The 21,304-nt window shown below is 66.1% G+C and carries 23 protein-coding genes; 9 read left to right on the forward strand and 14 right to left on the reverse strand.

Going from position 1 to position 21,304, the window contains the following annotated elements; genetic code table 11:
- From A7X12_RS02960 to flgC, 9 genes are all read right to left on the reverse strand, one after another.
- A complete protein-coding gene (locus tag A7X12_RS02960; protein ID WP_064310269.1) occupies positions 1 to 318 on the reverse strand; it encodes a DUF3325 family protein in 318 nt (105 codons plus the stop codon).
- Positions 315 to 1,805: a PepSY-associated TM helix domain-containing protein gene (locus tag A7X12_RS02965; protein ID WP_084445007.1), complete on the reverse strand. Its 1,491-nt coding sequence runs from the start codon at positions 1,803 to 1,805 to the stop codon at positions 315 to 317. The genes A7X12_RS02960 and A7X12_RS02965 overlap by 4 nt, the downstream gene beginning before the upstream one ends.
- Entirely contained in the window at positions 1,802 to 2,101 is a 300-nt protein-coding gene (locus A7X12_RS02970) for a hypothetical protein (protein ID WP_064310151.1), read from the reverse strand. The genes A7X12_RS02965 and A7X12_RS02970 overlap by 4 nt, the downstream gene beginning before the upstream one ends.
- Before the next feature lie 8 nt (positions 2,102 to 2,109).
- Positions 2,110 to 4,200 (reverse strand): TonB-dependent siderophore receptor, encoded by a 2,091-nt coding sequence (locus A7X12_RS02975; protein ID WP_064310152.1) that lies wholly within the window; start codon positions 4,198 to 4,200, stop codon positions 2,110 to 2,112.
- 101 nt (positions 4,201 to 4,301) lie between these two features.
- Positions 4,302 to 5,381 carry a flagellar biosynthesis protein FlhB gene (gene flhB / locus A7X12_RS02980; protein ID WP_064310153.1) on the reverse strand — a complete coding sequence of 360 codons (1,080 nt, stop codon included), beginning with the start codon at positions 5,379 to 5,381 and terminating at the stop codon, positions 4,302 to 4,304.
- Positions 5,381 to 6,139: a flagellar biosynthetic protein FliR gene (gene fliR, locus A7X12_RS02985; RefSeq protein ID WP_064310154.1), complete on the reverse strand. Its 759-nt coding sequence runs from the start codon at positions 6,137 to 6,139 to the stop codon at positions 5,381 to 5,383. Before fliR ends, flhB begins: the two co-directional genes overlap by 1 nt.
- Positions 6,136 to 6,399, reverse strand: coding sequence for a flagellar biosynthetic protein FliQ (locus tag A7X12_RS02990; protein WP_064310155.1), 264 nt, complete (start codon positions 6,397 to 6,399; stop codon positions 6,136 to 6,138). The genes fliR and A7X12_RS02990 overlap by 4 nt, the downstream gene beginning before the upstream one ends.
- 18 nt (positions 6,400 to 6,417) lie before the next feature.
- Positions 6,418 to 6,741: a flagellar hook-basal body complex protein FliE gene (locus A7X12_RS02995; RefSeq protein WP_064310156.1), complete on the reverse strand. Its 324-nt coding sequence runs from the start codon at positions 6,739 to 6,741 to the stop codon at positions 6,418 to 6,420.
- A 12-nt stretch (positions 6,742 to 6,753) separates the two neighbouring features.
- Positions 6,754 to 7,161 (reverse strand): flagellar basal body rod protein FlgC, encoded by a 408-nt coding sequence (gene flgC / locus A7X12_RS03000; RefSeq protein ID WP_064310157.1) that lies wholly within the window; start codon positions 7,159 to 7,161, stop codon positions 6,754 to 6,756.
- Positions 7,162 to 7,276: 115 nt separating this feature from the next.
- On the opposite strand from flgC, the gene A7X12_RS03005 reads away from it, so the two are divergent.
- The 3 genes from A7X12_RS03005 to fliP are packed head-to-tail and all read left to right on the forward strand — an operon-like array spanning position 7,277 to position 8,926.
- Entirely contained in the window at positions 7,277 to 7,513 is a 237-nt protein-coding gene (locus tag A7X12_RS03005) for a FliM/FliN family flagellar motor switch protein (protein ID WP_010545357.1), read from the forward strand.
- Positions 7,513 to 8,178, forward strand: coding sequence for a flagellar biosynthetic protein FliO (locus A7X12_RS03010; protein ID WP_064310158.1), 666 nt, complete (start codon positions 7,513 to 7,515; stop codon positions 8,176 to 8,178). The genes A7X12_RS03005 and A7X12_RS03010 overlap by 1 nt, the downstream gene beginning before the upstream one ends.
- Positions 8,171 to 8,926 (forward strand): flagellar type III secretion system pore protein FliP, encoded by a 756-nt coding sequence (gene fliP, locus A7X12_RS03015; protein ID WP_064310159.1) that lies wholly within the window; start codon positions 8,171 to 8,173, stop codon positions 8,924 to 8,926. Before A7X12_RS03010 ends, fliP begins: the two co-directional genes overlap by 8 nt.
- Positions 8,927 to 8,965: 39 nt before the next feature.
- On the opposite strand, the gene trpS is transcribed toward fliP, so the two are convergent.
- The 3 genes from trpS to secB form a co-directional block, all read right to left on the reverse strand.
- Positions 8,966 to 9,955, reverse strand: a complete 990-nt coding sequence (gene trpS, locus A7X12_RS03020) for a tryptophan--tRNA ligase (RefSeq protein ID WP_064310160.1) — start codon at positions 9,953 to 9,955, stop codon at positions 8,966 to 8,968.
- A gap of 136 nt (positions 9,956 to 10,091) precedes the next feature.
- Entirely contained in the window at positions 10,092 to 11,660 is a 1,569-nt protein-coding gene (gene murJ / locus A7X12_RS03025) for a murein biosynthesis integral membrane protein MurJ (RefSeq protein WP_064310161.1), read from the reverse strand.
- Between the two features lie 79 nt (positions 11,661 to 11,739).
- Complete coding sequence (gene secB / locus A7X12_RS03030) at positions 11,740 to 12,249, reverse strand: protein-export chaperone SecB (protein WP_064310162.1); 510 nt, start codon at positions 12,247 to 12,249, stop codon at positions 11,740 to 11,742.
- Between the two features lie 162 nt (positions 12,250 to 12,411).
- On the opposite strand from secB, the gene A7X12_RS03035 reads away from it, so the two are divergent.
- The 4 genes from A7X12_RS03035 (at position 12,412) to A7X12_RS03050 (ending at position 16,783) form a co-directional block, all read left to right on the forward strand.
- Positions 12,412 to 13,056, forward strand: coding sequence for a Tim44/TimA family putative adaptor protein (locus tag A7X12_RS03035; protein ID WP_157105486.1), 645 nt, complete (start codon positions 12,412 to 12,414; stop codon positions 13,054 to 13,056).
- A gap of 8 nt (positions 13,057 to 13,064) precedes the next feature.
- Positions 13,065 to 14,417, forward strand: coding sequence for a murein transglycosylase A (locus tag A7X12_RS03040; protein WP_084445009.1), 1,353 nt, complete (start codon positions 13,065 to 13,067; stop codon positions 14,415 to 14,417).
- The gene (locus A7X12_RS03045; RefSeq protein ID WP_064310164.1) at positions 14,414 to 15,019 is read left to right on the forward strand and encodes a Smr/MutS family protein; all 606 of its coding nucleotides are present in this window, start codon (positions 14,414 to 14,416) and stop codon (positions 15,017 to 15,019) included. Before A7X12_RS03040 ends, A7X12_RS03045 begins: the two co-directional genes overlap by 4 nt.
- Before the next feature lie 114 nt (positions 15,020 to 15,133).
- The gene (locus tag A7X12_RS03050; protein ID WP_064310271.1) at positions 15,134 to 16,783 is read left to right on the forward strand and encodes a putative bifunctional diguanylate cyclase/phosphodiesterase; all 1,650 of its coding nucleotides are present in this window, start codon (positions 15,134 to 15,136) and stop codon (positions 16,781 to 16,783) included.
- Between the two features lie 4 nt (positions 16,784 to 16,787).
- On the opposite strand, the gene dapE is transcribed toward A7X12_RS03050, so the two are convergent.
- A complete protein-coding gene (dapE, locus tag A7X12_RS03055; RefSeq protein ID WP_064310165.1) occupies positions 16,788 to 17,930 on the reverse strand; it encodes a succinyl-diaminopimelate desuccinylase in 1,143 nt (380 codons plus the stop codon).
- Between dapE and A7X12_RS03060 the strand changes: the two genes are divergently transcribed.
- The gene (locus A7X12_RS03060; RefSeq protein WP_064310166.1) at positions 17,930 to 18,391 is read left to right on the forward strand and encodes a cupin domain-containing protein; all 462 of its coding nucleotides are present in this window, start codon (positions 17,930 to 17,932) and stop codon (positions 18,389 to 18,391) included. The genes dapE and A7X12_RS03060 overlap by 1 nt on opposite strands.
- 50 nt (positions 18,392 to 18,441) lie before the next feature.
- Here the strand turns inward: A7X12_RS03060 and A7X12_RS03065 are convergent, their stop codons facing one another.
- Complete coding sequence (locus tag A7X12_RS03065) at positions 18,442 to 19,104, reverse strand: glutathione S-transferase family protein (protein WP_064310167.1); 663 nt, start codon at positions 19,102 to 19,104, stop codon at positions 18,442 to 18,444.
- 132 nt (positions 19,105 to 19,236) lie between these two features.
- On the opposite strand from A7X12_RS03065, the gene A7X12_RS03070 reads away from it, so the two are divergent.
- Complete coding sequence (locus A7X12_RS03070) at positions 19,237 to 21,198, forward strand: alpha/beta hydrolase family protein (RefSeq protein ID WP_064310168.1); 1,962 nt, start codon at positions 19,237 to 19,239, stop codon at positions 21,196 to 21,198.
- The last annotated feature ends 106 nt before the right edge of the window (positions 21,199 to 21,304 follow it).

A 21,304-nucleotide genomic window follows, 5' to 3' on the forward strand; every position in this document is an offset into this window, starting at 1 on the left:
CTATTGGATCAGCCCCGCAAGGACCGCCACTCCGCCCAGGGCGGCTGCGATCCGCGCAAGGCGCGCGTCATAGGTCAGGCCCAGCAGGACGAGCGCGGCCGCGAGCGTGAGCGTGCCGCACCAGCCGACCATGGCGCGTCCCCAGTCCGGCGTGGCGAGCGTTACGGCGAAGGCCGTAGCAAGGAGCGCCCATCCGGCAGCGCGGAGCTGCGACGATCGGATGTGCTTCTGCCACGAGCCAAGCAAGGCCGTCGCATGGCGCGGCATTGCGGCGGCGAGGGCGAAGAAGCCGATCAGGGTGAAGCCGGCGGCGATCATGCGAGCTGCGTCCGGGCGCGGCGACGGGGTGCGGGGGCTGGTCGACGCCACTGCTTCCAGGCCAGCAAAGCCATGCCCATGGCAGTGGCGAGCAGCGTGATGCTGACCCCTGTCTGCACCGGGTCGGCATAGGCGCCGCCGGGCAAGGCAGCTACCGCGCAGCCCAACGCGAGGATCGAGAGGAGCGTCGGCCAGCTTCGCTTGGGCGCTAGCGCGACGCCGAGCAGCAGGGCAGCAGCGGCGCTCCACAGCGCGGCGGAGACCTCCGCGCCGGCGCGGTCTGGCAGCGCCAAGGGCAACAGACGATTGGCGAGCAGGAACGCGATGCAGCCGATCGGCACGCCCGCCAGAACGCCGGCATTGAGCCGCTCGACCATCCGGTTGCTCAGGCTGAGCGGCGCACGATCGCGGCGCTTCACGACCCAAAGCACCATGCCGCTCGCCACCGCCATCGTCAGCATCGCGCCGCACAGGAAATAGAGCCAGCGCGTCGCGAGCGGCGCGAAGCGGGCGAGGTGGAGGCCATAGGCCACGCCATAGGTCTGCAGGGCAGGGCGATTCTCGGTAAAATCGGCGAGCACGCGGCCTGTGGCACCGTCAAAGCTGACCGCGCCGGCGGCGTAGGCGATCTGGCGCGTATCGTCGCGGAACATCGTCACCACGGCGGCGGCATCGTTCGGATGCGCGATCGTTACACGGCCGACGGGGCGGCCCAGGCGGCGCTCGGCTTCGCGCAGCATCGGGGCGAGCGGGGCGAGCGGGGCCGGTTTGCCCGCGGCGGGGCGGTCTATCACGCCGGGCTGGAAGGCCTGGAACATCGTCGCCACGTCCTTCCCGTAATTGGCACTGATCGCCCAAGGCATGTTGAGCGTCGCCAGCGTGAGCAGCCCGGTGAAGCTGATCATGACGTGGAAGGGCAGGGCGAGCACGCCGAGCGCATTATGCCCGTCCAGCCAGGAGCGCTGGCCCTTGGCTGGACGAAAAGTGAAGAAATCGGCGAAGATTCGGCGATGCGCGATGATCCCGGTGATCAGCCCGAGCAGCAGCACCATCGCGGCGAGCGAGGCGAGCAGGCGGCCCCAGGGGAACGGCATCTGCAGCTCGAAATGCAGGCGGTAGAAGAATTCGCCGCCCAGCGTTTCGCGCGGAGCGGGGGCGCCGGTGCGGGGATCCAGCGCCTTGTAGACGAAACCGCTGCCCGGATCATAGGTCGCCTCCACCGTGTTCATGCGATCGTTCGGCAAGGTAAGGTACCAGCCGAAGGATTGGGGCGCCGCCTTAGACAGGAAGGCGGACGCAGCGGTGAGCGCGTCGGCACGATCGGCGGTGGCGGTGGTTTCGGGACGCATCCAGCGGCCGATCTCGGGCTTGAAAACGCTCAGCGTGCCGGCGAGGCACATCACGAACAGTACCCAGCCGAGCAAGAGCCCGGTCCAGCCGTGCAGCCATGCCATTACCTGACGGGCGCCCGTGCGCACCGCGCTCATCGCGGCGGCATCCCGGCAGCCCAGGCGATGCCCGCCAGCAGCGCGGCGGCAGCGAGAATGCCGCCCACCGCGCGCAACGGGCCGGGGGCGAGGAAAGCCCAGATCGTGGCCAGGGGGGCGATGAGCAGGGCGAGCATCGTCGCCGGCACGGTCGCGTCCAGCCGCGGCATCGGCAGAATTCGCGCTGCGGCCGAAGCGAAGCATGCCGCAACGAGGTAGGCGCCGAGGCTACCGGCCACCGCGCGCGTCGCGATGTTCGCCCGGTAGCCCCAGTCGCGACGGGATGGCGCGCCCATACTCGGCCTCAATAGGTGAAGGTGAGGCTGCCGAGCACGCTGCGCGGCGCGGCATAATAGGCCTGGCCCCACATGAGGCTGCCCAGATAGCTGCTGTCGGTCACGTTGCGGACGTTGATCGCGGCGCGGACATGATCGACCAGGCGTATGCTGGCCATCAGGTCGAGCACGGCATAGTCCTTCTGGGTGACGGTGAAGTCCGGGCTGCGGATCGTGTTCTGCCAGCGGAGCTGCGCGCCGAGCTTCAAGTCGCGCAGCTCGGGCGCGGCATAGGTGGTGGCGAGCTTGAGGCTCTTGGTGGGAACGAAGACACGGGCGGCCTTGCCGGCATCGTCCTCGATTTCGAGGCCGGTATAGCCGCCGCTGATCGTCCAGCGATCGGTCACGCGACCGCCCAGCTCGATCTCGAAGCCGCGGGCAGTGGTGTTGAGCCCGCGATAATAGTTGGCGCCCAACTGGCCGGGGTCGCCGGGGCCGAACTGGCCCGCAACGGTGGCCAGATTCTTTTGCTTGGCCCGGAACAGCGACGCGGTGGCATAGAGACGGCCGCCGAACCATTCGCTCTTCAATCCACCCTCGATGCTGGTGCCGGTGATCGGATCGAGACGCCGGCCGCGCACGTCCGATTCGTCCTGCGGATTGAAGATGCTGGTATAGCTTGCATAGAAGGAAATGTTCGGCGTCAGATCATAGGTGAGGCCGGCATAGGGGCTTACGTCGCTATTCTTGCGGTACAGGTTGGCGCCATAGGAGACCCCGCTCGCCTTGAGCCAGGTCGCGCTGGCGCCGACCACTGCCTTCAACTGGTCCGTGACGCTCAGATGCGCGGCGCCATACACGCGGGTCACGTCGGTTCGGCTGTTGGCCTCGAGCGTGATCGGTGCGGTTCCCGGATCGGCGATCACGCTGGCGGCGAGGTTCGGCACCGCGGGATAGGCGACGAACTTGTTGCCCTTGCCCTGCCATTGGCGGTTGTCCGCCCGGCCGCTCGAGACGCCGAAGGCCAGCTGGTGCTCGCGGCCGAACAGATGGAGCGGGCCCGAGGCGGTGAAATCGCCGATATATTGGTCGGTCTCGGCGGGATAGGCGCCGACCTGCCCTGTGATCCCAAGGCCGGTTGCCTTGTCCGGCGTGCCGAACGCATAGAGCAGTCGGGCCTGCTGCTTGTTGTTGATATAGGTGAACACGCCCTTGGCCTGCCAGCCCCTGCCGAGATCATAGGCGAGTTCGCCGAAAGCGCGCTGGTCGGTCGTGTTCCAAAAAGTCCAGGGCGCAGAGGTGGTGTCCGACCGCGCATAGGGAATGCGGCTGCCATCGGTATAGACAAGCGGCAGCGCCCCCCACAGCACGCCGTCGGCATCGTTCTCCTGGCGGCTGTAGCCCACCGTGGCGGTGAGTTGCGGCGTGACCTTCCAGGCGGCGATCAGGCCGTACACGTTGCGGTTGACATGGTTATAGTCAAGATGACTGTCGCGCTGCTCATGCGCATAGATGCCGCGCACCGCGAGCGTGTCGGTGACCGGCACCGATACATCGGCCTCGCCGCGCCAGCGATTCCACGAGCCGGCCTGCGCGGTGGCGGTGGCCTGCAGCGTATCGGTCGGGCGCTTGCGGACATAATTGATCGTCGCGGAGGGGTTGCCGACGCCGGTCATCAGCGCATTGGCGCCTCGGATCGCCTCCACCCGGTCGAACAGCGCGGTGTCGAGGTCACCATATTGAATGCCATAGGGCATCGGCAGGCCGATCCCGTCGACCTGGAAGTTGGTGATGTCGAAGCCGCGGGAGTTGTAATAGGTCCGGTCGCTCTCGACCCGCTCGACATTGATGCCGACGGTCTGGTCGAGCACGTCGTTGATGTTGGTGAGCTGGAAATCCTGGATCCGCGCCTGGTCGATGATCGTGATCGACTGGGGCGTCTCGCGCGGAGTGAGGCTGAGGCCGGTCGCGCTTTGCGACGGCTGCGTCACCGTGCCGTTGACGACGATCTGGTTCTGCTGATCGTCCCCGTCCGCGGTGCCGTCCGGACCGGCCAGGGCTGTGCCCGGCAGGGCAAACAGCGCAGTGGTGAGCAGGGCGGTGCGAAGCGACAGGTGCATGATCCAGCTTATCCCTTTGGGTCTCGTTCTGTGGGCGAGCCTTTAGGGACACTGAATAATGCGAGTCAATCGCATTATCAAAAATTATGGTGCCTTTGGCATTAGCGCAGGCCGCGCGCGATCCGCATGACGTAGCTGATGATCTCCGCCACCGCGGCATAATGCTCGACCGGAATCGGCTGATCGAGCTCGGCGCTGGCATAGAGCGCACGGGCGAGGGGGCGGTTCTCCACCAACGGAATCTTGTGTTCCGTCGCCACTTCGCGGATCTTCAGCGCGATCGCATCCACGCCCTTCGCCACCACCACCGGCGCGCCCATGCTGCCATGGTCGTACTGGAGTGCCACGGCATAGTGGGTTGGGTTGGTGATGACGACGCTTGCCTTGGGCACATTGGCCATCATCCGGCTGCGCGAGCGCTGCATCTGGAGGGCGCGGATCTTGCCCTTGATCTTCGGGTCGCCCTCGCTCTCCTTATACTCGTCCTTCACTTCCTGCAGGCTCATCCGCATGCGCTTCATGAAGGAGAGGCGCTGCCAGACGAAGTCGAACAGGGCGAGCGCGCCGACCAGCATCGCGATCGGGCGGAGCATGGCGAGGACGATGTCACCGGTGGCGGTGCCGGCGTCGATCAGGTCGGCGCCGACCAGCCGGTCGATCGTTGCGGCGTGCGGCCAGGCAATGGCGGCGGCGATGCCGGCGACCAGGCACAGCTTGGCGAAGGTCTTGAAGAACTCCATCAGCGCCTGCTTGCCGAACATCCGCTTGGCGCCGCTGAACGGATTGAGCTTGCTCCATTTGGGCTTGATGCGCGACCAGCTGATCATTGGCCGGCCCTGCAGGATGCCGCCGAGCACCGCGAAGCCGAACAGGGCGGCCAGGATCGGAGCCAGCGCGGTGCCGATCGCGCCCAGCAATCCGGTGGCAAAATTCTGGGCACCGGTCGGCTCGAGCCGAAAATCGTCGGCGCCGCCCCATAGCCGTACGAACAGCATCGTGAATTGCTGGATCGTATAGGTCCCGAGGCCGCCCATCACCACCAACGCAGCGACGAACATCGCTGCGTGGCGCATTTCCGGCGCCATCGGCACGTCGCCGCGCTTTCGCGCGTCTTCGAGTTTCTTGTCTGTAGGGTCCTGGGTCTTGTCGTCCGAATCCCCGCCGCCGCCGCCGCCGGCCATCACCAGCCCCTTTGCAGCGCGTCACCCATGGCCTGGGTGAAGAAGGTGAGCATCGTTCCGATCGTCGTGATCATCAAGGCGATCCCGAGCAGCAGGTTCAGCGGCTGGGCGATGAAGAACACCTGGATCGCCGGCGCCACGCGAGCGGCGAGGCCGAGCGCCACGTTGAAGACGATGCCGTAGACGAGGAAGGGCGCCGCAAGGCTGATCCCGAGCGTCATCGAACGGCCGATCGCCTGCACGGCGAGCTCGGCGAAATCGTGCATCGGCGGCATGCCGCCGATCGGGAAGGTCTGATAACTGTGGACGATCGCCCCCAGCCAGAGATGGTGGACCTGCATGCCCATGCACGCCAGCGCGGCCACGATGCCGACCAGCTTGGAGAGCATCGGTGCCTGACCCGACTGCGACGGATCGAAGATCACCGCGGAGGAGAGGCCGATCTGCGTGCTCATGATCGAGCCTGCCATCGAGATCGAGAAGAACAGGATCTTGACGATCATCCCCATGGCGAGGCCGGTCATCAGCTCGGTCACCAGCACCGCGGGGAGCACGGCCCCGGCCTGCACTGCAACGCGGGCGGGGTCGCCGATCAGGCCGTAGATCGCGAAGGACATTGCGAAGGCGATCATCAGCCGAATGCGGCCGGGGATCGCCTCTTCGCCGAACACCGGCAGCAGCATCAGCACCGCCCCGACCCGCGCGAAGACGATGAAGAAGGCCGAAACCTGCAGCGCGAGATCGGGGGGGACGATCATCCGTGAATGATCATGTCGCTGATCTTGCCCATGAACTGACCGAGAGACTCGCCGATCGTGGGCAGCATCAGCAGGAACACCAGCCCCATCGCAACCAGCTTGGGCACGAAGGTGAGGGTGGTTTCCTGGATCTGGGTGAGGGCCTGGAGCAGGCCGATGAAGACGCCCACGATCAGCGAGGTCAGCAGCAGCGGTCCGGCGACGGTCAGGATCAGCATCAGCGCGGATTCGGTGAGGCTGATCAGCTGCGCGGGCGACATGGAGTCAGCGTGCCTCGGTCAGATCTGCATGCGCATGATGTCGGTATAGGCACCGACCACGCGGTCGCGCACCGCCACCATGGTGTCGAGCGCGGTTTCGGCGGCGCCGATCGCGGTGACGACGTCGATCAGATCGCCCTTGCCGGCAACCTGCTTGGCCGACGCGGTTTCCGCGCTGCGCAGCTTGTCTGCGGTGCCCCCGACAAGATTCTCCACCATCGCGCCGAAGCCCGAATTCTCGCCGTCGCCGATCGCATCGCTGCCGCCGGCCTTGCTGAGGGTGTTTCCGATAGACGCGACCCGGCCATACGCCTTGGTGGCGTCCAATGCTCCGATGGACATGATGCTAGATCCTTACTTGAGCAGATCGATGGTGCGCATCGTGAGGCTCTTGGCCGCTTCGATGGCGTTGAGATTGGCTTCGTAGCTGCGCTGTGCCGCCTTCATGTCGGCGCTTTCGATCAGGCCGTTGACGTTCGGGCGCAGCACATAGCCTTGTGCGTCCGCCGCCGGATGGCCCGGCTGGTAGACCTTCACGAAATCCGATTGGTCGGCTTGGATCGACTTCACCTTCACGCCGGTGCCGCCATTGGCGCGGTCTACCGCCGCCTGGAAGCTGACGACCTTGCGGCGATAGGGATTGCCGCCGGGGGTGTCGGCGACGGAGTCCTGGTTCGCGAGGTTCTCCGCGATCACCCGCATGCGCAGCGACTGCGCGCGCAGGCCAGAGGCGGAAACGCCGAGCGAAGCATCCAAATCCATTGTTGATCCTCCACGGCCCGAAAAGCGGCCACGCCATCATTGTAGGCAAATTTTGCCGGGCAGGGCGTCGGGGGCGGAAAAAAGGTTCCTATAAGTCTGGTGGAAAGGGAGACGCATGTCCGTACTCGATGGAATCATGATCGAAATGTCGGTGGTGCTCGGCTCGACCGAAGTGCCCGTCCGGCAGATCCTGCAGATGAGCCGCGGGGCGATGATCCCGCTGGACTGCGGGCAGGACGATCCGAGCATGGTCTATGTGAATGGCGAGCTCGTCGCCCTGGGCCGCATCCTTGTCGACGGCGAGGTGATGTCGCTCGAAATCTCCGAACTCGTGAAGAAGTCGCGTAACTGATGGACCTCCTGTCGATGCTGCGTACGCTGGGCGCGCTGGGCCTGGTGCTGGGGATGCTGGCAACGGCCCTTTGGGTCGTGCGCCGCTACGATCTGAAGCTGCCGGGCCGGGTGACCGGCGGCGGGCGCAAGCGGGTCGAGCTTGTCGAGCGGCTGGCGGTGGACGCCAAGCGCTCGGTCGCGCTGATCCGGCGCGACGGGTGTGAGCATCTGATCTTTATCGGCCCGGAAGGCCATGCGACGATCGAGACCGGGATCATCCCGCCGGTGCAGCCGGCTGCGGACGTGGCGACGGACGATGTGCCCGCCAAGATCGAGGACGATCTCGCGGTTCTGAAGGCGGGCGTGGCCAAGCTGGCCGGTAAGCTCGACTTCAAGGCGATGGTCGATCGCGTGCGGCCGGACGCTGCGGCGCCCACCCAGGGTGCGCCTGCCGACGTCGAATCTGCCGAGACGGTGGAAGAAGTGGTGGTTGCAGCGCCGGTGGCTCTGCCCAGCCTGCCGACCGCGGCAAACGATGCTGAGCCGCACGAAGAGACCACGACCGCACCGGTCGTTGCCGAGCGCACGCCCCGTTCGCGTTCGCGCGCCCAAACGCGTACCCGCATCCCGCGCGACACCACGCGCTGGAACAAGCGTGCGGTGCGCGAGGCACTGAATGCGTAAACTTATTGCCGTGGCCGCGCTGCTGATCGTGCTGCCGGTCGCGGCGCACGCCCAGGCAGTTGCGCCCGCCGCGCAGGCGGCTGCCCAAGGCGCTACCATTAGCATTGGCGGCGAAGGACCGCTCTCGGCCAAGGCCATTCAGCTGGTGCTGATGCTCACCGTGCTCAGCCTGGCCCCGGGCCTGCTGATGACGGTGACGAGCTTCACCCGCATCGTGGTGGCGCTGTCGCTGCTGCGCACCGGCATCGGCACCCCCGGCGTGCCGCCGAACCCGGTGATCATCAGCCTTGCGCTGTTCCTGAGCTTTTTCGTGATGGCGCCGACGTTCGAGAAGGCGTGGAATGACGGCGTCGATCCTTACACCAAGGGCAAGCTGACCGAGGTGGCCGCCTTCGAGAAGACGACCGAGCCCTTCCGTCAGTTCATGCTGGGACAGGTGCGGGACAGCGATCTCAAGCTGTTCGCCGACCTGGCCAACAAGAAGATCGCGACCCGCGCCGACACGCCCCTGACGACGCTGGCACCGGCCTTCATGATTTCGGAGCTGCGCCGCGCCTTCGAGATCGGCTTTCTGCTGCTGCTGCCGTTCCTCGTGATCGACCTCGCGGTGTCCGCGGTGCTGATGGCGATGGGCATGATGATGCTACCGCCGCCGACGATTTCGTTGCCGATGAAGATCATCTTCTTTGTGCTGGTGGACGGTTGGGCGCTGGTGGCGGGCTCGCTGGTGAAGAGCTTTACGCACTGAGAGAGCCTCCACCCGCGCGCGGGTGGAGGCTCTCGCGCGTTAGACCTGCAGCCCCACTGCCTGCTGTGCGGCCATCAGGGTCGGCGCGGCCAGCGCACTCGCGCGGCTTGCGCCCTTGGCGAGCTTGGTGCCGACTTCGGCACGGTCGTTCAGCAGGGCGGTCAGCCGCTCGCGGATCGGGCCGAGTACCGAGATGGTCAGGTCCGCCAGCGCCGGCTTGAACGCACCGAAGCCTTGGCCGGCATATTCCTCCACCACCGATTGCGGATCGCGATCCGCAAGGGCTGCGAAGATCGTCACCAGGTTGCGCGCTTCCGGACGCTCGGCAAGGGCGCCGAACGAGTCCGGCAGTGGCTCGGGATCGGTCTTCGCCTTGCGGCACTTGGCGGCGATGGTGTCGTTGTCGTCGATCAGGTTGATGCGGCTCAGGTCCGAGGGATCGGACTTGGACATTTTCGCATTGCCGTCGCGCAAGGACATGATCCGCGGCGCGGCCTTGCTGATCAGCGGTTCGGGCAGCGGGAACAGCTCGACGCCAAAATCCTGGTTGAACTTGGTGGCGATGTCGCGCGTCAGCTCGAGATGCTGTTTCTGGTCCTCGCCGACCGGGACATGGGTAGCCTGATAGACGAGAATATCAGCGGCTTGGAGAACCGGATAGGTGAAAAGTCCAACGCTTGCGCCATCGCGGTTCTTGCCCGCCTTGTCTTTCCACTGGGTCATCCGGTTCAACCAGCCCATCCGGGCGGTGCCTTGGAGGATCCAGCATAATTCGGCATGGGCGGGGACACGCGCCTGGTTGAACAGGATCGAACGATCGTCGATGCCGGCGGCGAACAGCGTAGCGGCCATCTCGATCGTCGAGTTGGCGAGCTCCTGCGGGGTTACCGTGCCGGTAAGGGCGTGGAGATCGGCGAGGAAGAAAAGGCACTCTCCCTGATCCTGCATCGCAACCCACTGCTTGATGGCGCCCAGATAATTGCCGAGGTGGAGATTGCCGGTGGTCTGAATGCCGGAAACGACGCGCATTGGTGTTCACTCCGCACCCGGTTGACCGTTCGGCCGTTGGACGGGCCGCGGGTCCGTGGCGGCGGGGGTGCAAGGGCCGCGCGATCTGCCAGGACGCGGCGGCTGTAGAGCAGCGCGCGGCGGAGGGAAACCGGGTTCAGCGTGCGGCGCGGCGGCGGACCAGCGCTTTCAGATCGGAGAGCAGGAAGGCACGGGTTGCGAAGCATGCGGCGACGTAGATCGCGCAGCCCGCGCCGACCAGGATCACCAGCCCGGTATACCGCTCCCACAGGCGGCCGTTGAGCCAGGGATCGAGCAGGCTGCCGCCGGCCCAAAGCGCCACGCCCATCAGGATCGCAGCGAGCGCAAGCCGCGGCACCCGGCGCGCGAGCTGCGCGTCCACGGTGAAATGGCCGCGCTTGCGCAGGGTCAGGTACAGCATCGTCACGTTGACCGTGGAGGAGAGGGCGGTGGCGAGCGGCGGGCCGAGATGCGCTATCAGTGGGATGAGGGCGAGATTGGCGGCGATATTCACCGCGACCGAGAGCATCGCCAGCCGCACCGGCGTTTTGGTGTCTTGTCGGGCGTAGAACCCCGGGGTCAGTACCTTGACGAGGATGTAGGAGGGCAGCCCGATCGAGAAGCCCGCCAGCGCCCAGGCGCATTTCACCGTGTTTTCCGGGGTGAAGTGGCCATACTGGAACAGCCCGCGCACGATCGGCTCTGCGGCGACGATCAGCGCGACCATCGCCGGCAGGGTGAGGAACAGCGCCAGCTCCATGCCACGGTTCTGCGTCTCCATCGCCTCCCCGTCCTTGCCGGCTGCAAGCAGGCGCGAAATGGTGGGGAGCAGGATCGTGCCGAGCCCGATGCCGATCATGCCGAGCGGCAGCTGGTTCAGCCGATCCGCATAATAGATGTACGAGATCGACCCCTCGTCGAGCAGATAGCCGGACAGGGCGGTGGAGATCACAAGGTTCAACTGCACCGCGCCGGCGCCCACTGCGGCGGGCAGGATCAGCTTCATCAATTGCCGCACCTCACCGTCGATGCGCGGCAGGCGTGGGCGGAGCGAGACGCCGGAAGCGCGGCAGGCGAGCGCCAGCCAGCCGAGCTGCAACAGCCCGCCCAGCGGGATGCTGATCGCCTGCACCCGCGCGGTTTCCTCAGGCGTGCCGTGGAAGAAGAACAGGCCTGACACCATCGCGATGTTCAGGAGAATGGGCGCGGCCGCGTTCACCCAGAATTTGTCGAGCGAATTGAGGATGCCGCCCAACAGCGAGGCAAGGCAGATCAGCATCAGATAGGGAATGGTGATGCGCGATAGCTGCACCGCGAAGGCGAACTGCTCCGGCGTGGGATGCTGCTTCTCGAATCCGCCCGAGAGGAGGGCGGTGAGCGGCCACGCGGCGGCGAGCGCCACCAGCGTCATCGCCAGCAGGAAGGCGAAAAGCACGGAGAGGGTGCGTTCCGCGAAGTCAAAGGCCGCCCCCCGCTCGCCGTCCACGCCGAGCTTGCGGTTGAACATCGGGATGAATGCCGACGCAAAGGCCCCTTCGGCGAAGAAGGCGCGGAACATGTTGGGCAAACGAAAAGCGACGAGGAAGGCGTCCGACGCAAAATTGGCGCCGACATAGCGCGCCTGGAGCGAATCGCGAACCAGCGCGAGGATGCGACTGGCGAGCGTCAGACCGCCCACCGAACCCAGGCTACGCACAAGCTTCATCGAGAGATCGCCGTCCTAGACAGAAAAAGGGGCGCCACCGACCTGCGGCGCGCCCCCCACTTCAGGCAGAAGCCCGGGTTCAGGCGTGGCCGGCTTCTTCGAAGCCGATCGCGCCTTCCTGCTGAGCGCGCTGCTGCATGTAGATGCCGGCGAAATCGATCGGCTCCAGCATCAGCGGCGGGAAGCCGCCGTCGCGGACCTGATCGGCCAGCACGCGGCGCGCGAAGGGGAACAGGATGCGCGGCGCTTCGCCGAGCAGGAACGGATCGAGCGCTTCCTGCGGGATGTTGCGGAGGGCGAACAGGCCCGCATAGGTGAGGTCGACGATGAACGCGACCTGCTCGCCGGCCTGAGCGCGAACTTCGATCTTCAGTGCAACTTCGTACACGTCGTCGCCAACGCGGTTCGAACCGATATTGAACTGCACGTCGATCGCCGGGGCGGTCTGCTGCTGGTAGATGGCCGGCGCGTTCGGGTTCTCGAACGACAGGTCCTTCACATATTGCGACAGCACGCCTGCCTGAGGCGCATCTTCGGCGCCCATGGCGTCGGCATCACCGATTCCGGCGAAGGTGTCGTTCTCGGCCATCCAACTTTCCTCTTTAGATCAGGAGAATTTCGCGCCCCCGGCGCGTTACGGGGCAAGCGACTAGCAGGCGTGTGCCGGTGGTGCAATCGCACGGCCCATCGTACGGTTTGAATCCCGAGGCACGAAGGCCTATGTACTAGAGACGGAGGCTTTGGAGGGCCAGTGTTCTACGTCATTCTGTTCGCGATGGTGGCCGGTTTCCTGGCGCTTCGGCTGTATGCGGTGCTCGGCAAGCGTACCGGTCATGAGCAGCCATTGCCTAAACCCGCCGAGGAGCGCGTGGCCGCGCCGTCCGTTACGCGGACGATCGAGGCGCTGCCCGAAGTCCGCGACTCGGGGAATCGTACGATCGACTCGGGAGCTGAGACCGGCTTGCGGTCGGTGGTTTCTGCCGATCCCAGCTTCGATGTCGCGAAGTTCCTGGAAGGCGCCAAGTCGGCCTATCGTATGGTACTTGAAGCCTTCTGGAAGGGCGATGAAGAGACGCTGCGCTTCCTGGTCGACGATGAGGTGCGCGCGGCTTTTGAGCAGGCAATCGCGCAGCGCAAGGTGACGGGCGAAGTACTGGACAACCGGCTGATTACCATCGAACGGGCCACGATCGCCGAGGCCGGCGTCGAGAACAAGGTTGCCCGTGTGACCGTGCGCTTCGACGCCGACATCGTAGCGTTGACCCGTGATGCCGACGGCAATGTGATCGCGGGCTCGCTGAGCGACGCGGTGACGACCCATGATATCTGGACCTTCGCGCGCAAGCTGCGCAGCGACGATCCGAACTGGAAGCTGGTCGAGACCGACGAAGCCTGAGGGGCAACATGCGGATATTCGGGGGATTGGCGCTCGCGGGGCTGCTCGGTGCTTGTTCGAGTGGCATCGTTCCCCCGGAGGCGGGCACTCGTCCGGCGCCGACGCGACCGGCACCTTCGCGGCCCGTGCCCGCGTCGGAACAACCGCGCCCCGGCGTGGCGCTGCCGGAAACCCCTTCCAATCTCCCCGCGCGCCAGCCGACTGCGGCGACCCCGTTACCGGCAATGCCTGCCGCTCCCGTAGTTGCCGGAGCAACCACGGCCGCGATGACAGGACTGGTAGCTGGGCCCGCCGTGCAGAGCTTGCCGATCACGGCGGACAACGCGCAGCACGCGCTCGGTGCGTTCAGGCTGAGCTGTCCCGGATTGACGCGACGGAACGATGCCTCCGGGCTCACCCGCGGTGCCGACTGGAACGGCGCCTGCACGGCGGCGGCAAGCTGGTCGGGCGATCCTGCGGCTTTTTTTGTCCAGTGGTTCGAAACGGCGCAGGTCGGTGACGGCGCGGCGTTTGCGACGGGCTATTATGAACCTGAGATCGCCGGGGTGCGGGAGCGTCGCCAGGGCTATGACGTGCCGGTCTATGGCGTGCCGGACAATCTCATCGAGGTCGATCTCGGGCTCTTCTCCGATGCGCTGAAGGGCAAGAAGATCCGCGGTCGTGTCGATGGCCGCCAGTTCATACCCTATTACGATCGTACCCAGATCGAACAGGGCGCGCTGGAGGGCCATGCACCCGTAGTCGCCTGGGCGGCGGATCCGATCGAGATGTTCTTCCTGCAAGTGCAGGGCTCTGGCCGGCTGAAGGGGCCGGACGGGCAGGTGCTGCGTATCGGCTATGCCGGGCAGAACGGTCGTGATTACACCGGTATTGGCAAGCTCATGAAGGATCGCGGCCTGCTCGGACCCGGCCAGACATCGATGCAGGGAATCGTCGCCTGGCTGCGGGCGAACCCCGAGCAGGGGCGCGCGATCATGCGCGAGAATAAGAGCTTTGTGTTCTTCAAGGAACTGAACGGCGCCGGTCCGCTGGGGGCGATGGGATATCCCGTCGCCGGTTGGACCAGCGTGGCTGCGGATCCAAGATTCATTCCGCTGGGCGCACCGCTGTTCCTATCGATGGACCGGACCGACGCGACCGGACTGTGGGTGGCGCAGGATACCGGCGGCGCGATCAAAGGCGCCAACCGCGTCGATACCTTCTGGGGGGCGGGCGATGAGGCGCGCGCGATTGCCGGCGGGATGTCTGCGCGGGGCACGGCATGGCTGCTGCTTCCCCGGGGTACGCTTGCAAGGCTGAATGCTGCCCAGCCCGCGCCGATGCAGCCCCAGCCGCCCCAGTCGCTGATTCCCCAGCCATGAGCGCGCGGGGGCGCCGCAATCTGGCGCCCGAGGAAGCGGCGCTTTGGCAGAAGGTGATCCAAAGCGTCACACCATTGCACGTCCGCGCCGCACCCAAGGCGCTGCCGCCGGAACCCGCATTGGTGACCGCATCCCCGCCGGCTCCGAAGCCAGCACCGCCGCGGATCGAAATACCGATCGGCAAGCTGACGCCCACGAGGTCGGCCCGTCCGGTGATAACGCTTTCCACGCCCATGCCCGACACGCACGAGCGGAGGACGTTGGATGCCAGTTGGGACCGGCGCCTGTCTCGCGGTCTGGTGGCCCCGGAAAGTGCCATCGATCTCCATGGGCACAATCTCCACGCGGCCTATGATCGACTCGACGCGGGGCTGGCCCAGGCGATCGCACGCGGCGACCGCGTGTTGTTGCTGATAACCGGCAAGCCGCCACGACCGGAATCGGAACGGCCGCACGCGCGCGGCGCGATTCGCGCAGCAGTAGGCGACTGGTTGGCTGCGTCGCGTCACGCCGACCGTATTGCAGCGGTACGGCAGGCCCATCCTCGTCATGGCGGTACCGGCGCGCTTTACATTGTGCTGCGGCGGTTCCGATCTTCGTAGAAGACCGGAATTTCTTAACTAATGCATGCGACGTTGATGCTGCGCCACTTACTGTCGGCGCCGCATGGGGGTTTCTTGGAGCGTCGATCAGCAATGCGCGTGGGGGAGCGAAGCATGGCGAAGCGGGTGGCCGGCGTGGCTGCGCTGGGCGCCTGCGTTCTGCTGGGCGCGGCGCTTGGGGCGGGCACCGCCCGCGCGGTGCTATGGGTAGCGCTGGCGTTGAGCGTGCCGCTCACCATTCTTGCCGTTCTTGCGACGCTGTTTCTGCTGCAACCGCGCCGGAACGCCGCGCTGTCGGCGGCGGTGGACCGGCTGCATGCTGCAGCGCTCGGTGATCTGGAGAGCCCGCTGCCGCCAAAACTGATGCGGAATATGCCGCGACTCGCCCAGTCGATCGACGAGCTGTTCCTCAAGCTGCGCGGTAATCTGGAAAGCGTCCACCGGCTCGCCATGTTCGACACGGTGACCGGCTTGGCGAATCGCCCGCATTTCCGTCGCAGCGCCGAGCGGATGCTGGAAGATGCACCGGAAGAAGCGCGGGCGGTGCTGTTTTTCATCGATCTCGATCGGTTCAAGGCCGTGAACGACACGCTGGGCCATGCGGTGGGCGACGTGCTGCTGGGCATGGTCGCGAACCGGCTGCGCGCGGTGGGCGATCAGTGTGCCGCATTCAATCACGGCGAGACGCCGCTGATCGGTCGGTTGGCAGGCGACGAATTTACCCTGTTCTTCGCCGACCTGCCTGACCCGGCCGCGCGCGAGCGGGTGGGCGAGAAGGTGCTGCAGGCACTATCTGAGCCTTTCGATCTGGCGGGGCAGCAGGTTTCGATCGGCGCGTCGGTCGGCCTCGCGCTGCACCCCGATCACGGGCTGACCTTGCACGACCTGATGGGCGCGGCCGATGCGGCGATGTACCAGGCGAAGACGCAGGGCCGGGGGCGGGTGGAGACGTTCAGCGACGGGCTCGCCGCGCAGATGATCGCGCGTGCCAGGCTGGAAACGGAACTACGCGCCGCGATCGAACATGACGAATTCGCGTTGGTGTTCCAGCCGCAGATCTCTGCCAAGAGCGGCGTGATCGTGGGGGCGGAGGCGCTGCTGCGCTGGCAGCACCCGGACGGCACCAAGCTTCCTGCCGCCTTCCTCCAGCGTGCCGAGGAGACGGGGCTGATCGTCGAGATCGGTGACTGGGTGGTGGCGACGGTGGCGAACACCATCGCGCGCTGGGGCCGGCTGGGTATCGAGCAGCGGCTGGCAGTGAACGTCAGCCAGCGCCAGATCGACCATGCCAGCTTTTTCCGTCATCTTCGCGCCGCGATGCTTGCAGCGCAGGCGCCGGCGCGACTGCTCGAACTCGAAATCAGCGAGACGCTGGCGATGCATTGCTCGGAAGATGTGCTCCGCGCGATCGCGATGCTCCGCTCGGCAGGGGCAACGGTGGCGGTGGACGATTTCGGCACCGGCTATTCCAACCTTGCCCGGCTGCGGCGCTTGCCTATCGACCGCGTGAAGCTGGATCGCAGTGTGATCGAGCATGTCGCCACCAATCCGGAGGCGCGGGCAATTGCCCAGGCAGTGATCGGCCTCGTCCACGGACTGGGCTGCCAAGCGGTGGCGGAAGGCATCGAAACCGAGGCGCAGGCTACGGTGCTGCGAGTGATCGGCTGCGACATTCTCCAGGGCTATGCGATCGGCGCCCCGATGGGCGAGGCGGACTTCCTCGCCTGGGTACAAGGCATGACGCCGCAGCGGGCGACTGCCTGAGCCGTCATACCCGCCGTAATATTTCCGCATAGACCTCGGTAAGCGCGCGCAGGTCGGCCAGGGCCACGGCTTCGTCGAGCTTGTGCATCGTGGCGTTGAGCAGGCCGAATTCCACGACCGGGCAGATGCGCGACAGGAAGCGGGCGTCGGACGTGCCGCCCGTGGTCGACAACTCGGCATCCACCCCCAGCACATCGCGGATCCCGCCGCTGACCAACTCCGACAAGGGCCCGGGCTCGGTGAGGAATGCCTCTCCATAGACGCGGCCATGTACCTCCGCCTGCGGTGCGTGGCGCGCGACCACCGCGCGGATGCGTTCGATCAGGGCCGGCCCGCGCTGCTGGTCGTTGAACCGAATGCTGATACGCGCGGCCGCGCGGCCGGGGATGACGTTGGTCGCCTTGTTGCCCACTGCGAGATCGATCACCTCGATGTTCGATGGCTGGAACCAGGCATTGCCCGGATCGAGTTCGATCGAGTCGATCTCCGCCAATGCGCGGATGAGGCGGGGCACAGGGTTATCGGCGAGATGCGGATAGGCAACATGCCCCTGGCGGCCGATTACCGCGATGTCGATCACCGTCGAACCGCGTCGGCCGATCTTGATCGTGTCACCCAGCCGATGTGCCGAGGTAGGCTCGCCGACGACGCAGCAATCGGGGATCAGGCCGCGATCCGCCATACGCTCGATCAGTTTCGGCGTGCCATAGGTTGCGGGCCCTTCCTCGTCGCCGGTGATAATGAGGCTCGTCGTGCCGCGCGCGGGCACGTGCGCAGCCGCCGCGACAAAGGCGGCGATGGCGCCCTTCATGTCGACTGCGCCGCGGCCATAGAGCAGCTCGCCGCGGATTTCCGGCGCGAAGGCACCGCTGGTCCAGCCTTCGCCGGGCGGCACCACGTCGAGATGGCCGGCAAAGGCAAAATGCGGGCCGCCGGCGCCGCGCACGGCAAGAAGGTTCTCGACGGGTCCATCGGGCGCCTCGCCTTCCACAAAGCGCTCGACGCGGAAGCCCAGGGGGGTGAGGGCATGTTCGAGCACGTCGAACACGTTGCCCCGTGCTGGCGTGATGCTTTCCGCGCCGATCAAGGCCTTGGTGAGTTCGACGACGTCCGGCACACTACCTCCCACAATCAAGGGAGGCGACATTGCCCAAGCTGGACCTGGATACAATCCCGCAGACCAATGCCACTGGTTATCCGGCACCCTTTGATGCGGCAGTGGCGGGGCGCTGGTACCGCCGGCTGGCGCCGCCCTCGGGGCTGACGGCAATGGGCGTTAGCCATGTCGTGCTGAAGCCGGGGGCCTGGTCGTCCCAGCGGCACTGGCACGATAGCGAGGATGAGTTCGTCGTGGTGCTTTCCGGCGAGGCGGTGCTGGTGGAAGACGGCGGTGAGACGGTGCTTCGCGCGGGCGACTGCGCGGCGTTTCGGGCCGGCGTGGCGGACGGGCATCATCTGCAGAACCGCTCCGGCACGGATTGCGTGTTCCTGGCGATCGGCGCGGGCCCACGCGGAAGCGGGGAATATCCGGATATCGACATGGTGTTCACACCGGAAGGCTATTTCCGGAAGAACGGGACGCGCTACGAAACCGAGCGGTTGAAGTAGCCCTCTTCCAACCCTCTCCCCTCCGGGGAGGGGAGGCTAAAGAATACCGATCATACCACCGGGAGCTCGTACTTCTCGATCACCCATTCTTCTTCCTGTGCCCCGGCGATCCAGTCCTGCATGAACGGGTGCTGGAGTACGGCCAGCATATAGCTTTGAGCGAAGCGGGGGACGGGAAGCGAATAGGTAACGATTCGCGTCACCACCGGCGCAAACATGATGTCCGCCGCCCCGAACGCGCCAAACAGAAAGGGCTCTTCGGTGCCGTAGCGGGCGCGAGCCTGGGCCCAGAGCTCCATGATCCGGGTAAGATCCGCCTGGACGTCCGCATCCACCTGCGCTGCCGGATACACCTGGCGCACGTTCATGCTGTGCTTGCTGCGGAGCGCGGTGAAGCTGGAATGCATCTCGGCCGCCATCGAGCGTGCCATCGCCCGGGCGGCCGGGTCCACCGGCCAGAACAGCGTATTGCCGGTCTTGTCGTTCAGATATTCGACGATCGCCAGGCTGTCCCAAACCACCGCATCATCGTCCCACAGGATCGGCACCTTGCCGGATGAGGGGGCGAATTCAGCGCCCTGACGGCGCTTGTCCCAATCCTGATCGTACATCGGCACGACCGTTTCCTCGAACGGCAGCCCGGAGAGCCTGCAGGCGAGCCAGCCGCGGAGGGACCAGGAGGAGTAGGCTTTGTTGCCGATGATGAGCTTCATGCCCCCGGGATAGCCTTGGGCGGGGGCGGCGGCAACCGGGCTAGGCGTCCGCGCGCACCCATTGCGAAGGTTTCAAAATATTTCCACGGTGCCCGGGCGGCAGGGGGCCGCGACTCGGGGGAATGAGACGACATGCGGAAGACGTGGGCGGTGCTGGCGGCAGCGGCGGTGCTGGTGCCGATGAGCGGCGGGGTATGCGCGCAGGAGACGCAACAGCAGCAGGCGGCGAGCGCCACCAAGCCGACGCCGGCGAAGCTGGATACCGCCGTCTTCGCCGAATTGCCGATGCTGGCGGGCCCGGTGCTCTCGCCCGACGGTACCCGCTTCGCCGCGCAGCTGGCGGTGAAGGGGAGGCAATATTTTGCGATCGTCCCGCTGGACGGCGAGACGCAGCCGCAACTGATCGCCACCGGGGACACCGACATCAACGACTGGCGCTGGGTCAACAACGAGTGGCTGGTGCTCGGCGTCGGCAAAACCACGCCGGTCGAAGGCGACGAATGGTACATCACCCGCGCTTTCGGCGTGCAGGCGGGTACCGGCAAGATGGTGCTGCTGAACAGTCGTGAGACGGGCCAGGACGGCGGCACGCTGCTGTGGACCGCGCATGACGGCACGCCGCGGGCGCTGCTCGCCGCCCAGACCTCGATCTACACGAACGAGGCGGGCTTCTGGCCGAAGGTCGATGAGGTCGATGTCTCCACCGGCAAGCACAAGACGGTGCTGGTGGGCCGCGAAGGTGTGATGCACTGGTATGCCGATGGCGCCGGCGTGGTGCGGATGGGCATCGGCAGGAGCATGGACGGCCGCCAGCGGCGCCTGCTGTATCGCCCGAATGCCCGCAGCGACTTCCGCGTGATCGACCGCGCCAAGGGCCTGCACGACGGGCTGCTGGTGCCGTCGCTTTTCCTGCCCGATCCCGGCAAGGCACTGGTGGTGCAGGACGACGACAAGGGCTTGTCCGCGCTGTGGGAATATGACCTCGCGGCGATGCAGACCGGCAAGCAGATCTTCGCCTCGCCGGGATACGACATCAGCGGTCCCGTGGTCGATCCGGTTACGTCCACGCTGCTCGGTGTCGAGGTGACCGAGAACCGCTCAACCACGCACTGGATCGATCCCGCGATGGCGGCGCTGCAAAAGAAGCTGAGCAGCATGGTCCAGTCCGCCCAGGTGGAGATCACCAGTTTCACCGCCGATCGATCGGTGGTGATCGTCAAGGTAGGCGATGCCACCGCCCCCGGTGCCTATTTTGTCTACCGCGCTGCCGACGAATCGCTTCAGCCGCTGGCGATGAACAACCAGACGCTCAAGCTGCGACGTCTCCACCCGGTGAAAACTATCCGCTACAAGGCGCGAGACGGGCTGGAGATCGCCGCCGTGCTGACGCTACCGCGCGGCAGCACGGGCAAGAACCTGCCGCTGATCCTGATGCCGCATGGCGGCCCCTCCGCCCGGGACGAGGAGGAGTGGGACTGGTGGTCGCAGTTCCTGGCCGAGCGTGGCTATGCGGTGATCAAACCCAATTATCGCGGCTCGACCGGCTATGGCACACCGTTCGAACGCAAGGGCGAAGGCCAATGGGGCCTGGCGATGCAGGATGACCTGAACGATGCGGTGAAGGCGCTGGTGGAGCAGGGCATCGCCGACCCCAAGCGCGTGTGTGTGGTGGGCGGCTCCTATGGCGGCTATGCGGCGCTGCGGGCGGCGCAGCGCGACGGCAGTCTGTACCGCTGCGCGGTTTCGTTCGCAGGCGTGTCCGATCTGCAGCGGCTGCTCGCCTTCAATTCGAACGCGCTCGGCGCCGAGGCGACGGGCGACTGGCTGAAGGCGCAGGCGCCCGACTTCAAGGCGATCTCGCCGCTGTTCCACGCCGAGGACTTCTCGATCCCGGTCCTACTGGTCCACGGCAAGAAGGACCGGCGCGTGCCGTTCAAGCAGAGCAAGCTGATGGCGGATCGGCTGGCGACGGCGGGCAAGACGTTCGAGTTCATCGAGCAGCCCGAAGGCGACCATTTCTTCACGCGGCAGGAGGACCGGCTGAGCTTCCTCAAGGCGCTGGAGGCGTTTCTGGCCAAATATAACCCGGCGTGACCGGCAGGCCGGGAGGCGCAAGGCGCCCCCCGGCCCTCGCTATCCGGCGGCGCTTGCCCATCGGGAAGGCGACCGGCGCCGATCGGCGTTACAGGGGCATTCAGAT

Origin of the sequence: Sphingomonas sp. TDK1 (assembly GCF_001650735.1) — a bacterium.
GTDB lineage: Bacteria > Pseudomonadota > Alphaproteobacteria > Sphingomonadales > Sphingomonadaceae > Sphingomonas.

What these genes read in the sequence shown, in the direction of transcription:
- A7X12_RS02960 (WP_064310269.1), bottom strand. Translation starts at nt 318, where the DNA reads ATGATCGCCGCCGGCTTCACCCTGATCGGCTTCTTCGCCCTCGCCGCC.
- A7X12_RS02965 (WP_084445007.1), bottom strand. Translation starts at nt 1,805, where the DNA reads ATGAGCGCGGTGCGCACGGGCGCCCGTCAGGTAATGGCATGGCTGCAC.
- A7X12_RS02970 (WP_064310151.1), bottom strand. Translation starts at nt 2,101, where the DNA reads ATGGGCGCGCCATCCCGTCGCGACTGGGGCTACCGGGCGAACATCGCG.
- A7X12_RS02975 (WP_064310152.1), bottom strand. Translation starts at nt 4,200, where the DNA reads ATGCACCTGTCGCTTCGCACCGCCCTGCTCACCACTGCGCTGTTTGCC.
- flhB (WP_064310153.1), bottom strand. Translation starts at nt 5,381, where the DNA reads ATGGCCGGCGGCGGCGGCGGCGGGGATTCGGACGACAAGACCCAGGAC.
- fliR (WP_064310154.1), bottom strand. Translation starts at nt 6,139, where the DNA reads ATGATCGTCCCCCCCGATCTCGCGCTGCAGGTTTCGGCCTTCTTCATC.
- A7X12_RS02990 (WP_064310155.1), bottom strand. Translation starts at nt 6,399, where the DNA reads ATGTCGCCCGCGCAGCTGATCAGCCTCACCGAATCCGCGCTGATGCTG.
- A7X12_RS02995 (WP_064310156.1), bottom strand. Translation starts at nt 6,741, where the DNA reads ATGTCCATCGGAGCATTGGACGCCACCAAGGCGTATGGCCGGGTCGCG.
- flgC (WP_064310157.1), bottom strand. Translation starts at nt 7,161, where the DNA reads ATGGATTTGGATGCTTCGCTCGGCGTTTCCGCCTCTGGCCTGCGCGCG.
- A7X12_RS03005 (WP_010545357.1), top strand. Translation starts at nt 7,277, where the DNA reads ATGTCCGTACTCGATGGAATCATGATCGAAATGTCGGTGGTGCTCGGC.
- A7X12_RS03010 (WP_064310158.1), top strand. Translation starts at nt 7,513, where the DNA reads ATGGACCTCCTGTCGATGCTGCGTACGCTGGGCGCGCTGGGCCTGGTG.
- fliP (WP_064310159.1), top strand. Translation starts at nt 8,171, where the DNA reads ATGCGTAAACTTATTGCCGTGGCCGCGCTGCTGATCGTGCTGCCGGTC.
- trpS (WP_064310160.1), bottom strand. Translation starts at nt 9,955, where the DNA reads ATGCGCGTCGTTTCCGGCATTCAGACCACCGGCAATCTCCACCTCGGC.
- murJ (WP_064310161.1), bottom strand. Translation starts at nt 11,660, where the DNA reads ATGAAGCTTGTGCGTAGCCTGGGTTCGGTGGGCGGTCTGACGCTCGCC.
- secB (WP_064310162.1), bottom strand. Translation starts at nt 12,249, where the DNA reads ATGGCCGAGAACGACACCTTCGCCGGAATCGGTGATGCCGACGCCATG.
- A7X12_RS03040 (WP_084445009.1), top strand. Translation starts at nt 13,065, where the DNA reads ATGCGGATATTCGGGGGATTGGCGCTCGCGGGGCTGCTCGGTGCTTGT.
- A7X12_RS03045 (WP_064310164.1), top strand. Translation starts at nt 14,414, where the DNA reads ATGAGCGCGCGGGGGCGCCGCAATCTGGCGCCCGAGGAAGCGGCGCTT.
- A7X12_RS03050 (WP_064310271.1), top strand. Translation starts at nt 15,134, where the DNA reads ATGGCGAAGCGGGTGGCCGGCGTGGCTGCGCTGGGCGCCTGCGTTCTG.
- dapE (WP_064310165.1), bottom strand. Translation starts at nt 17,930, where the DNA reads ATGTCGCCTCCCTTGATTGTGGGAGGTAGTGTGCCGGACGTCGTCGAA.
- A7X12_RS03065 (WP_064310167.1), bottom strand. Translation starts at nt 19,104, where the DNA reads ATGAAGCTCATCATCGGCAACAAAGCCTACTCCTCCTGGTCCCTCCGC.
- A7X12_RS03070 (WP_064310168.1), top strand. Translation starts at nt 19,237, where the DNA reads ATGCGGAAGACGTGGGCGGTGCTGGCGGCAGCGGCGGTGCTGGTGCCG.